The organism is Streptococcus sp. HF-2466 (assembly GCF_015594645.1).
Classification (GTDB): Bacteria; Bacillota; Bacilli; order Lactobacillales; family Streptococcaceae; genus Streptococcus; species Streptococcus anginosus.
This window is the reverse complement of sequence record NZ_JADNQU010000011.1, coordinates 1-12171: the sequence shown is the minus strand read 5'-3', so window position 1 is coordinate 12171 and position 12171 is coordinate 1. Positions and strand designations below refer to the sequence as shown.

Genomic DNA, 12171 nt, shown 5'->3' with positions numbered 1-12171 from the left:
TTCACTTGACTCTTTTTTTCTTTATGATATACTTAACTAGTAAAGAATTAACTGGTTAATCAGAAAAGGAGCAACATGAGTCAATTAGCACATGAAATGGATCATTTCTTAAATGAAATCATTTTAAAAGCCGAGAATCAGCATGAGATTTTGATTGGTTCTTGTACAAGTGGAATGCCTTTGACAAATACTCAAGAGCACATCTTGATGTTGCTGTCTGAGGAGTCGTTGACAAACTCAGAGTTGGCGAAGCGCTTAAATGTCAGTCAAGCAGCTGTAACAAAGGCTATCAAATCGCTCATCAAACAAGAAATGCTGGAACCTTTCAAGAATCAGAAAGATGCGCGTGTTATTTTTTATCGGTTGACAGAATTAGCGAAGCCAGTTGCCGCGGAGCATCATCATCATCATCAGCATACATTGGAAATTTACGAAAAAATCGCCAATCAATACACTCCTAATGAGCAAGCTACCATTCAAAAATTCTTGGAAACCTTAGTAGGAGAAATCGGAAAATGAGATATATCACAGTTGAAGATTTGTCCTTTTATTATGATAAGGAGCCTGTGTTGGAGCATATTAACTATTATGTGGATAGTGGTGAGTTTGTGACTTTGACAGGTGAAAATGGAGCAGCAAAAACGACCTTGATCAAGGCTAGTCTTGGGATTTTGCAGCCTCGATTTGGTAAGGTGACGATTTCTAAGACGAATACAGCTGGCAAGAAGTTGCGGATTGCTTATCTGCCGCAGCAAATCGCTAGTTTTAATGCGGGTTTTCCAAGCACCGTCTATGAATTTGTTAAATCAGGTCGGTATCCGCGTAAAGGCTGGTTTCGTCGTTTGAATGCGCATGATGAAGAACATATCAAGGTCAGTCTGGACGCCGTTGGCATGTGGGAACATCGAGACAAGCGGATTGGCTCGCTTTCGGGTGGGCAAAAGCAACGGGCAGTGATTGCACGCATGTTTGCTTCGGATCCGGATGTTTTTGTCTTGGATGAGCCGACAACGGGGATGGATGCTGGTAGCAAGGATGAATTTTATGATTTGATGCACCACAGTGCGCATCGGCATGGCAAGGCTGTTCTGATGATTACACATGATCCAGAGGAAGTCCGAAAATATGCGGACCGCAATATTCATTTGGTGCGAAATCAAGATTCGCCATGGCGCTGCTTCAATGTTCACGAAAGTGACAAGGAGGAGGTGAGCCATGTTTAATTTATTAGCTTACGATTTTATGCAGCGGGCTTTTCTAGCAGTGATTGCTATGAGTCTGTTTTCGCCGGTTTTAGGAACTTTCTTGATTTTACGTCGTCAGAGTTTGATGAGTGATACGCTCAGCCACGTGTCGCTTTCGGGGGTTGCTTTTGGCTTGGTTTTGGGCATTTCACCTACGATTTCAACCGTCATTATTGTGATGATTGCGGCAGTTTTCTTAGAATACCTGCGGACAATTTACAAGGATTTTATGGAAATCGGAACAGCAATTTTGATGTCGACAGGACTTGCCATTGCTTTGATTGTGATGAGCAGGGGCAAAAGCTCTAGTTCCATGAGCTTAGACCAATATTTGTTTGGTTCTATTGTCACGATTAGTACGGAGCAGGTGATTTCACTCTTTATCATTGCGGCAATCGTGCTGGCATTAACCTTCCTCTTCATTCGACCAATGTATATTTTGACCTTTGATGAGGATACAGCTTTTGTGGACGGTCTGCCTGTGCGCACCATGTCCATTCTGTTTAACATTGTGACAGGTGTTGCCATTGCCCTCATGATTCCAGCGGCAGGTGCCTTGCTGGTATCAACCATTATGGTTTTGCCGGCAAGTATTGCTTTACGGCTTGGAAAAAATTTCAAATCTGTTATTCTATTAGCTAATTTTATCGGATTTGTAGGTATGATTGCTGGATTGTATATTTCTTACTATGTTGAAACGCCAGCCAGTGCAAGTATTACGATTATTTTTGTCGGTGTATTTTTACTAGTGAATCTATTAAAAAAATTTATCAAATAGGAGTGAAAAATGAAGAAAATTGGTCTATTAGTAGCAAGCTTACTAAGTCTCTTTTTAGTGGCTTGTTCCAATCAAAAAAGTGCAAATGGGAAATTAAATGTTGTCACAACATTTTACCCAGTTTATGAATTTACCAAGCAAGTAGCAGGCGATACTGCCAATGTCAAACTCTTGATTGGTGCAGGAACAGAACCGCACGAATACGAGCCTTCTGCCAAAGCAGTTGCAACGATTCAAGATGCAGATACTTTCGTTTATGAAAATGAAAACATGGAAACTTGGGTGCCAAAATTGCTTAAAACCTTGAAAAAAGGTAAAGTGAATGTGGTGAAGGCGACTGGGAAGATGTTGCTACTGCCTGGTACAGAAGAGGAAGAAGACCATGATCATGGGAGCGAAGGACACCATCATGAATACGATCCCCATGTATGGTTGTCACCAAAACGTGCCATTAAAATGGTGGAGAATATTCGCGACAGCTTAAGTAAACGCTACCCAGATAAGAAAGTCACTTTCCAAAAGAATGCAGCAGCTTACATTAAAAAATTAGAAGCTCTGGATAAGGAATACACAGCGGGATTGGCAAATGCCAAACAAAAGAGTTTTGTGACACAGCACGCAGCCTTTCGTTATTTAGCGTTAGACTACGGTTTGAAGCAAGTGCCTATTTCAGGACTTTCACCAGATAGTGAGCCTTCAGCGGCACGTTTGGCTGAATTGACAAAATATATTAAGAAAAACAATATCAAGTACATTTACTTTGAAGAAAATGCTTCTCAAGCTTTGGCTTCTACATTGGCAAAAGAAACGGGTGTGAAGTTAGATGTGCTTAATCCGCTTGAAAGTTTAACTGAAAAGCAAACAAAAGATGGAGCAGACTACATTTCCATCATGCAATCAAACTTGAAAGCTTTGAAAAAGACGACAGATCAAGCTGGTACTGAAATTTCTGCTGAAAAAGAAAAAAATACAAAGACTGTACAAAATGGCTACTTTGAAGATAGTGCTGTCAAAGACCGTACGTTGTCTGACTATGCAGGTCAATGGCAATCCGTTTATCCATATTTGCAAGATGGAACTTTAAACCAAGTCTTTGATTACAAAGCAAAATTAAGCGGTAAGATGACAGCTGCTGAGTACAAAGCGTATTATGAAAAAGGCTACAAGACAGATGTGTCTCATATCAATATCACAGATAAGACTATGGAATTTGTAGTCAACGGACAAAAGAAGAAATATACTTATAAATATGTTGGTAAGCATACATTGACGTACTCTAAAGGAAACCGAGGCGTGCGTTTCATGTTTGAAGCGACAGACCCAGATGCAGGTAAGTATAAATACGTTCAATTTAGCGACCATAATATTGCACCAACGAAAGCAGCACACTTCCACATTTTCTACGGTGGTGAAAGCCAAGAAGCCCTCTTTAACGAATTAGAAAATTGGCCAACTTACTATCCAACTAAATTAAGCGGACAAGAAATTGCTCAAGAAATGCTGGCGCATTGATAAAGACACAATTTCTATACAGAAAGAGAAAAATCGAGTTGAGCAATCTTCTCGATTTTTTTGCTTGACAAACTCTGATTACAGATGTAAACTATAAAAGAATTGATAATTACAATTGTAATCAGAAAAGAGATGAAACAAAATGGAACAACAAAATATTAGTCAGGCAGAATGGCAGGTTATGCGTGTTTTGTGGGCGTATCCTCATAGCAGAAGTACTGAGGTGGTGGAGCGTTTAGAAGCTGATTTTGATTGGAAACCGGCTACTGTTAAAACCTTGCTGAATCGCCTGAAAACCAAAGAGTTTATTTCAATGGAAAAGATTGAGGGGAAATTTTACTATGATGCTCTGATTTTAGAAGATGAGCATTTGGAAAATAGTTGGCGTACCTTGCTTGACAATATGTGCAACACCAAGCATGGCGATTTAGTAGTTTCAATACTAGAAAGCAATCAATTCAGTCAAACAGATTTGTCTCGAATCCTAGATGTTGTAAAAGAAAAGCAGGTACAAGCTCCTAAAAGAGTTCAATGTAATTGTCCACCAGGTCAATGTACTTGTGGCGCGCATTGTCAAGATGACACGAATCAATCGAAAATGGCGGAGTAAGAAATGGAAAAAGATAAAAAAGAGTATAAATTATCCGGCATGACCTGTGCAGCTTGCGCGATGACCATTGAAATGGTCGTCAACGATTTGTCAACAGTAGAAGAAGCCACGGTGAACTTGGCGACGGAAAAATTGACAGTTCTTCCCAAAGAAGGATTTGCAAGCGAGCAAGTCCTAGAGGCTGTGAAAGAAGCGGGTTACCAAGCGGTAGAAAAAGGGGAACAAAAGCAGTCTGATTATGCGAAACAGGTCACGGAAAAGCAAGAAAATGTGCGCCAAATGGCGCGTCAGATTTGGTTTGCGGCAGGAGCGACCGTGCCACTCCTCTATATTTCAATGGGGAGTATGATTGGCTTGCCGTTACCCTCCTTTTTAGATCACATGACGCATCCCATTGCCTTTGTATTGGCGCAATTTTTCCTTACTTTACCAGCGATTTGGGTTGGTCGCGGTTTTTATGTACGTGGTTTTCGGAATTTGGCAAAACGGCATCCGAACATGGATAGTTTGATTGCTGTAGGAACGAGTGCAGCCTTTCTGTATAGTTTGTACTCGGTCGTTCAAGTTTTACTGGGGCATCATACTTTTGTACACCAGTTGTATTTTGAATCAGTTGGTGTGATTATCACTCTTGTTTTACTGGGGAAATATCTGGAAGACAATGCCAAAGGACGAACCTCACAAGCGATTCAAAGTTTGATGAGTTTGGTACCCGACCAAGCGATCGTTATTCGCTATGGCGAAGTCGTAACAATTGATACAGAAGACATCAAGGTTGGAGATATTGTGCGGATTAAACCGGGAGAACGTATGCCAGTAGATGGTGTGGTTATCTCTGGACAAACCTATGTAGATGAGTCTATGATGACAGGTGAAAGTGTTCCTGTTGAAAAAAACGTCGGAGATGTGATTACCAGTGCAACTATGAATCAAACGGGTTCTATTGACTATGAAGCAACCAAAGTCGGTTCGGACACAACTTTAGCTCAGATTGTTCATTTGGTAGAGGAAGCGCAAGGCTCGAAAGCGCCTATTGCGGCTATGGCAGATAAGATCTCGCTCTATTTTGTACCAATTGTCTTGAGTTTGGCAGTTTTAGCAGCTCTGTTGTGGTATTTTCTGGCGGGAGAAAGTTTGCAATTCTCGCTTTCTATCTTTATTGCGGTGTTGGTCATTGCTTGTCCCTGCGCGCTTGGGCTAGCTACTCCGACGGCTATTATGGTCGGCACGGGGAAGGGCGCTGAAAATGGTGTCTTGATTAAGTCTGGGGAGGCTCTTGAAGCGGCTCATTTGGTAGATGTTGTCGTTCTGGATAAGACAGGTACGATTACCGAAGGGAAGCCAAGTTTGACGGATGTGTTGACTTTTGGTGATGTCACACGGGAAGAATTGCTGCATTTGCTTGCAAGTAGTGAGCAACATTCAGAACATCCATTGGCGGTGGCAATTTTGGAAGCTGCTCAAGCGGAAGCTATACCATTAGCATCGGTAACAGATTTTCAAGCGATTTCAGGTAAAGGGATTATAGCTCAAGTAAAAGCTCAAGAAATTCTAATTGGGAATGAAAACTTAATGAGACAATACCAAGTCGAGCTCGGAGAATATATCTCTGACTTGATTTCCTTATCGCATCAAGGAAAGACGACTATGTTTGTCGCTTTGGATAGACAACTGGTGGGGATGATAGCAGTCGCTGACCAAATCAAAAAAAATAGCCGGAAAGCTATTGCTGAATTGCAAAAAATGGGCTTAGAAGTGGTGATGCTGACAGGGGACCGTGAGGAAACAGCTCAAGCCATTGCAAGAGAAGCTGGTGTCAATCAAGTCATTGCAGGAGTATTTCCAGACGGCAAAGCAGATATCGTCAAGAATTTGCAAGCGCAAGGGAAAAAGGTTGCCATGGTGGGTGACGGGATCAATGATGCACCTGCTCTGGTGCAAGCTGAAGTCGGGATTGCGATTGGTTCTGGAACGGATGTGGCTATTGACTCAGCCGATATTGTTTTGATGCACAGCGACCTTTTAGATGTGGTGACAGCCATTCGCCTCAGTCAAGCTACGATTAAAAATATCAAAAAAAATCTGTTCTGGGCCTTTGCCTACAATACTCTAGGAATACCAGTTGCAATGGGGCTTCTGTATGTATTTGGCGGTCCGCTGCTTAATCCTATGTTAGCCGGCCTTGCCATGAGCTTTAGCTCTGTTTCTGTCGTCACCAATGCGCTGCGTTTACGGCGCTTTAAAATAAAATCATAAAAGGAGTTCATCATGAAACAAATTGTTACTTTAGAAAATATATCTTGTCAAAATTGCGTGAAGCATGTCACCGAGCACTTCCTAAAATTGGAAGGTGTATCGGATGTTCAAATTGATTTAGACACAAAGGCTGCTACTGTAACCACGGATCACATTTACAGCGCAGAAGACTACCAAGCAGCACTTGCTAAAACAATTTATAAAGTTGTTACTGTTGCATAGAAAAAAGAGGCTGGGCAAAAAGAGTCTCAGTTTCTATTAGAATTAGTAATAAACGAATAACGCAGCTTCAACAATTTAGTAAATTGTTGAAGTCGGGAAATCAGCCTTGCACAGCAATCTACTCTGATTGCTCAAAACACTGCTTTGAGGTAGCAGATAAAACTTGCGAAGCAAGTATCAAAGCTGTTCGCTTTTCAAGCTCGGAAGAGCACTTTTGACGAAAACTTTTTTTCTTTATCTGTCACCTCAATAGTCTCCCAGACTGTTGAGCATCCTTGCGGGGGTGGGATTACGAACTAAAAATCGAAAATTTTTAGTTCTGTTCCACTCCCATTATTTTTTAATCCAATCCTTTTTCAAAACTTTGAGAGCTGGCTTCAACACTAATTTTTTCAAGTGTGAAAGGGTGTGTGAAAGTTAAACGATGAGCATGAAGCATGAGGCGCTCTGACTTTTGAGGATTGTACAATGGATCGCCAACGATAGGATGCCTATGATGAGCAAGGTGTACACGGATTTGATGAGTTCGCCCAGTTTTAAGTTGACACTTGATAAGGGTGTTGTTTCCAATTTCTTTGAGCTTAGTGACCTGCGTTTCAGCGTATTGACCGTTTTTGTTATCCACTAGCCGTTTTCGCCGATCGTGACGGTCACGCCCGATTTTATCTGTATAGATTTGACGTTTTTTGGGGAATACTCCTTGTACCAAAGCCCAATATTCACGCGAAATTTCCTTGTTTTCTAGCAATCGATTTAAGATTGGCAAGATAAAAGGATTTTTCGCAAAAAGAACAGCTCCGCTTGTTTCCTTGTCTAAGCGATGAACGACATAGCAAGTATTTCCAACATAAGCAGAGACATGATTTAAAAGCGCCAGCTCTGTCGGTTCATTGGCATGTGTTTTCATACCTTCAGGTTTATTGACAATGATGATGTGTTCATCTTGATATAATTCCTCCACAAGATCAGCTTTTCCTACTAAAATGAACTTTTTCGGATAATCTTCTTCGTCAAAAATCAATGTAATTTTATCATGTGGGTGGATAATGCTCTGCCAGTTAATCGGTTTTTGATTGACGAAGACGTGTTTTTTAATGCGTAGAAAATGGCGAATCTTTCGTGGAATCAAAAAATGTTCTTCCAGCAGCTCTTTGACTGTCATCTCTGGCAAACCTTGTGGAATCGTAATCGTAAATTGCATATAGTTATTGTAACAAAATAGTCGATGATTGAAAATAACCAGCTCGAGATTAAACAATTTCTTAAAGTTTTCTAAACTAAACGTTTGATAAGAAGTCCTTTCTTGTCTGGATATGGAGAAGGTGATAGAATAAGGATATGAAAAAATTAAGTGAGTTATTTGAAATAGTAGTGAATCATTTTAAAAAGGAAAGTCCTGAGCGCAAGCATCAAGAAGTGACAGAGGTTGAAGAATCTGAGCCACATTTGAGCCGGTCTGGAAAAAGTCGGAAAAAGCCGATTTCTCAACACCCTTTTCGTCGATTTTGGCGTCGCTATCACCTGACGAAGATTGTTTTGATTCTGGGACTTGGTTTTGGTTTGGTGACAGGGGGCTATCTCTTTTATGTTGCCAAATCCACTAATGTGAATGATTTGCAGAATGCTTTGAAAGCAACGACATCTATTTATGATAAGGACGGCAAAAAAGCTGGAAGTTTGTCAGGGCAAAAGGGAACTTACGTAGAATTGTCCCAGATTAGCCCGAACTTACAACATGCCGTCATTGCGACAGAAGACCGTTCTTTTTATAAAAATAGTGGGATTAACTACGGTCGTTTTATCATGGCGATTTTGACTGCGGGACGTTCTGGCGGTGGATCCACTATTACGCAGCAATTAGCCAAAAATGCTTACCTATCTCAGGATCAGACTATTGAGCGGAAAGCAAAGGAATTTTTCCTTGCCTTGGAATTAACCAAGAAATATAGTAAGAATCAGATTCTCACCATGTACCTCAACAATTCTTACTTTGGAAATGGTGTATGGGGCGTAGAAGATGCCTCTAAAAAGTATTTCGGAGTATCTGCTAGCCAACTGACACTAGATCAAGCAGCTACCTTAGCAGGAATGCTCAAAGGACCGGAACTATATAATCCGCTTGCTTCTATAAAAAACGCAACGAATCGACGCAATACCGTTTTACAAAATATGGTAGCAGCAGGTTATATCAATCAAAATACTGCAAACCAAGCAGCAGCAAACGGTTTAGGTAGTCAATTGGTAGATGCTTATACAGGAAAATCGGCAGATTATCGTTATCCGTCTTACTTTGATGCGGTTATCAATGAAGCAGTTCGAGATTATGGCTTAACAGAAGCTGATATTGTCAATAACGGCTACCGTATTTACACAGAGCTAGACCAAAATTACCAAGCTAGCATGCAAGTCATCTATGATCGCGAAGATTTATTCCCGCAAGCAGCAGACGGCACCAGAGCCCAATCGGGTAGCGTAGCGCTTGATCCTAAAACGGGAGGTGTTCGCGCACTTGTTGGGCAAATCAATAGTACCAGTGCCAATTTCAGAAGTTTTAACTATGCCACACAATCTTCAAGAAGCCCTGGCTCGACTATTAAGCCCTTAGCAGTTTACAGCCCGGCAGTTGATGCAGGCTGGTCCATCAATAAAGAGTTAGACAATAGCACAACAACGTATGGAACTTACACCGTGAACAACTATGGTGGGATTCAATCCAGTTCGACTGTGCCAATGTATCAGGCTTTAGCGCAATCCTTAAATATTCCAGCGGTTGCTGCTGCTAATGAATTGGGACTGAAAAAAGTTTTTGAATATGGTAAAAAATTTGGCTTGAATATGGATAAAGTGGATCAGACTCTTGGGGTGGCTCTCGGCAGTGGCGTAACAACCAATCCGCTACAAATGGCACAAGCCTACTCGACTTTTGCCAATAATGGTGTTATGAATGATGCTCATTTGATTACCAAAATCGAAAATGCTAGTGGACAAGTAGTCAAAACTCATAAATCAACTTCAACGCGAGTGCTTAACCGCTCAACAACAGAAAAAATGACCAGTATGATGCTGGGAACATTTACCAATGGTACCGGTGTTTATGCTGCTCCTTACGGCTATGACATGGCTGGGAAGACAGGAACGACAGAGACTGACTTTAACCCAGATTTATCAGGAGACCAATGGGTTATTGGTTACACGCCAGATGTGGTTATCAGTCAGTGGTTAGGTTTTCCAAAGACAGATGAAAATCATTATCTGACAGGCACCAGTGCCAATGAAGCTTCAGCTATTTTCCGAAGTGTGGCAAATAGTATCCTACCGTACACAAATGGTACGAAGTTCGGTGATGAAAATGCCTATGCAAAAAATGGTATTGCACCGGTTGATACGAGTGGTACAAATAACACTACGAATCAAAGTGACAATCGTTCAGATGTTTTGAAAGATGTGCAGGATAAAGCTAAGAACTTGGTTGACCAAGCTAAAAAAGCAATTGACGATGCTAAGATTCCTGAAAAAGCACAGAATCTTTGGGACACGGTTAAGAGTTGGTTCCAATAGACTTGTCAAAAATGGGCTTTCTTGATATAATAAACAAGATGGAGGCGTTATGGCACTAAAAAAAGCGAGTCTGGCGTGCACGGTTTGTGGATCGAGAAACTATTCAATCAAAGTGAGTAGTACGCCAAAACCAAAACGTCTGGAAGTAAATAAATATTGTAAACATTGCAGTAAATACACGATTCATAAAGAAACTAGATAGGAGAAAGTTGTGAAATTTATTAAAGATACATTTCAAGTATTAAAAGATACAACTTGGCCAACTAGAAAGCAAAGCTGGGTAGATTTTATCTCAGTTATGGAATACACAGCTTTCTTTGTCGTCATTATTTATCTTTTCGACTTACTTGTCACAAGAGGTTTGGTACGATTGTTAAATATCTTTTAAATTTTAGCCTGCTTGTTGTTTTATCAAGTAGGCTTTTATCTTTTATTATAAAAATAGCAGTAAAAAGATTGCATTTGCTATTTTTGTGGTATAATAGGGCTAGAAAGAAACCGAAGCCCACAGGCTTTTTTATTTAGGAAAGGAAGAACTCATGGACAGTTTTGATAAAGGCTGGTTTGTCTTGCAGACATACTCAGGGTATGAAAATAAAGTAAAAGAAAATCTTTTACAACGTGCACAAACCTATAATATGTTGGAAAATATTTTGCGCGTAGAAATTCCAACGCAAACGGTACAAGTGGAGAAAAACGGAAAAACCAAAGAAGTTGAAGAAAATCGTTTCCCAGGTTACGTCTTGGTAGAAATGGTGATGACAGACGAAGCATGGTTCGTCGTACGGAACACACCAAACGTAACAGGCTTTGTCGGCTCACATGGAAACCGCTCTAAACCAACACCGCTTTTGGAAGAGGAAATTCGCCAAATCTTGATTTCAATGGGACAAACCGTTCAAGAATTTGATATTGATGTGAAAGTTGGCGATACCGTACGTATCATTGACGGCGCTTTTGCAGATTATACGGGTAAAATCACCGAAATTGACAACAACAAAGTGAAAATGATTATTTCGCTATTCGGGAATGATACAGTTGCCGAAGTAAATCTAAACCAAATTGCTGAATTATAATCAAAAAGCAAGCTAGAATCAGTATATGCAGAAATTGATTCCTAGCGTGCTTTTTTATGCTATCTATTTTTATCCAAAATAATAAATTCATTCTAAAACTACTTGTCCACTATTTGCCCACCAACTTTATCAGATTTGATCTGATTTAACCTGACGGAAAATCAAAAAAGCCCGACTTTACGGGCTTTTCATTCGGTTAATTCCTGTTAAATTAGGTACTGAAAGGCGGTAGACGGATTTGAACCGACGATCAAGCTTTTGCAGAGCCGTGCCTTACCACTTGGCTATACCGCCACAACGTTTATTATTTTATCCTAAAAAATCGTTTTCGTCAAGAGTGTAGATTGGTTTCTCTTTGTAAAAATTTAGTGTTTTCCGATTAAATTTAATCATTAAAGTGGTGAAATTATCATTTTGATAAGCCAAAGAAAAGGTTGGATTGATAGTTTTTCTTGCTTTAGTTAAGGTAACAATAAGATAAACTTGTTTAGCTGAACCAACTGACTTCAAAAATATCAGCCACCATCTTCCTAAAAGTAAAGAAGTCATAAGTTAATTTCTCGTTACTTGCTTCCTTTTTTTAATAATTATATCCATCTCATATGACATTTCTAAAATTAGATGTTTGTATTTTTGGCTATGGGAACTTCTTTAATAAAAACAAATAAATGTTGCCAGCTATCAAATTGAAAGAAAAAGTTTAAGAAAATAAAAAAAGATGAAAAAAGGTATTGACAAGAAGAGAAGGAGATGATATACTAAGATAGTTGTCGCTTGAGTGGCGACAAAGACCTTTGGACCTTTGAAAACTGAACAAGACGAACCAATGTGCAGGCGACTGTTTAAGAAGACAGTCCGTCAAACATTAAGAAGAAACAATAAATCTGTCAGTGACAGAAATGAGTGAGAACTCAA

13 protein-coding genes and 1 tRNA gene are annotated in these 12171 nt (G+C 40.1%); 11 read left to right on the top strand and 3 right to left on the bottom strand.

Annotated elements, in window-relative coordinates; all coding sequences use genetic code 11:
- Positions 1–75 precede the first annotated feature (75 nt).
- From IYQ91_RS08285 to IYQ91_RS08255, 7 genes are all read left to right on the top strand, one after another.
- Positions 76–519 (top strand): zinc-dependent MarR family transcriptional regulator, encoded by a 444-nt coding sequence (locus IYQ91_RS08285; protein WP_003027297.1) that lies wholly within the window; start codon positions 76–78, stop codon positions 517–519.
- Positions 516–1223, top strand: a complete 708-nt coding sequence (locus IYQ91_RS08280) for a metal ABC transporter ATP-binding protein (protein WP_003032001.1) — start codon at positions 516–518, stop codon at positions 1221–1223. The genes IYQ91_RS08285 and IYQ91_RS08280 overlap by 4 nt, the downstream gene beginning before the upstream one ends.
- Entirely contained in the window at positions 1216–2022 is an 807-nt protein-coding gene (locus IYQ91_RS08275; protein WP_195673585.1) for a metal ABC transporter permease, read from the top strand. Before IYQ91_RS08280 ends, IYQ91_RS08275 begins: the two co-directional genes overlap by 8 nt.
- A 9-nt stretch (positions 2023–2031) precedes the next feature.
- Positions 2032–3534 carry a zinc ABC transporter substrate-binding protein AdcA gene (locus IYQ91_RS08270; RefSeq protein WP_195673584.1) on the top strand — a complete coding sequence of 501 codons (1503 nt, stop codon included), beginning with the start codon at positions 2032–2034 and terminating at the stop codon, positions 3532–3534.
- Positions 3535–3676: 142 nt separating this feature from the next.
- Complete coding sequence (locus tag IYQ91_RS08265; RefSeq protein WP_144208535.1) at positions 3677–4144, top strand: CopY/TcrY family copper transport repressor; 468 nt, start codon at positions 3677–3679, stop codon at positions 4142–4144.
- Between the two features lie 3 nt (positions 4145–4147).
- A complete protein-coding gene (locus IYQ91_RS08260) occupies positions 4148–6400 on the top strand; it encodes a heavy metal translocating P-type ATPase (RefSeq protein ID WP_195673583.1) in 2253 nt (750 codons plus the stop codon).
- A 12-nt stretch (positions 6401–6412) separates the two neighbouring features.
- Entirely contained in the window at positions 6413–6622 is a 210-nt protein-coding gene (locus tag IYQ91_RS08255) for a heavy-metal-associated domain-containing protein (RefSeq protein WP_084740619.1), read from the top strand.
- Positions 6623–6962: 340 nt separating this feature from the next.
- Here the strand turns inward: IYQ91_RS08255 and IYQ91_RS08250 are convergent, their stop codons facing one another.
- On the bottom strand, positions 6963–7823 hold the full coding sequence (locus IYQ91_RS08250) for an RluA family pseudouridine synthase (RefSeq protein WP_195673582.1): 861 nt from the start codon (positions 7821–7823) through the stop codon (positions 6963–6965).
- A 137-nt stretch (positions 7824–7960) separates the two neighbouring features.
- Between IYQ91_RS08250 and pbp2a the strand changes: the two genes are divergently transcribed.
- The 4 genes from pbp2a to nusG all read left to right on the top strand — a co-directional run bounded on the left by pbp2a (position 7961) and on the right by nusG (position 11256).
- A complete protein-coding gene (pbp2a, locus tag IYQ91_RS08245) occupies positions 7961–10180 on the top strand; it encodes a penicillin-binding protein PBP2A (protein WP_195673581.1) in 2220 nt (739 codons plus the stop codon).
- A gap of 49 nt (positions 10181–10229) precedes the next feature.
- The gene (rpmG, locus tag IYQ91_RS08240) at positions 10230–10382 is read left to right on the top strand and encodes a 50S ribosomal protein L33 (protein ID WP_003027324.1); all 153 of its coding nucleotides are present in this window, start codon (positions 10230–10232) and stop codon (positions 10380–10382) included.
- Positions 10383–10391: 9 nt separating this feature from the next.
- Positions 10392–10568, top strand: a complete 177-nt coding sequence (gene secE, locus IYQ91_RS08235) for a preprotein translocase subunit SecE (RefSeq protein WP_003027327.1) — start codon at positions 10392–10394, stop codon at positions 10566–10568.
- A gap of 151 nt (positions 10569–10719) precedes the next feature.
- Positions 10720–11256, top strand: coding sequence for a transcription termination/antitermination protein NusG (gene nusG / locus IYQ91_RS08230; protein ID WP_003027329.1), 537 nt, complete (start codon positions 10720–10722; stop codon positions 11254–11256).
- A 223-nt stretch (positions 11257–11479) separates the two neighbouring features.
- Here nusG and IYQ91_RS08225 read toward each other — a convergent pair.
- A tRNA-Cys gene (locus IYQ91_RS08225) sits at positions 11480–11550 on the bottom strand.
- 15 nt (positions 11551–11565) lie between these two features.
- Positions 11566–11805, bottom strand: a complete 240-nt coding sequence (locus tag IYQ91_RS08220) for a hypothetical protein (protein ID WP_195673580.1) — start codon at positions 11803–11805, stop codon at positions 11566–11568.
- Between the last annotated feature and the right edge of the window lie 366 nt (positions 11806–12171).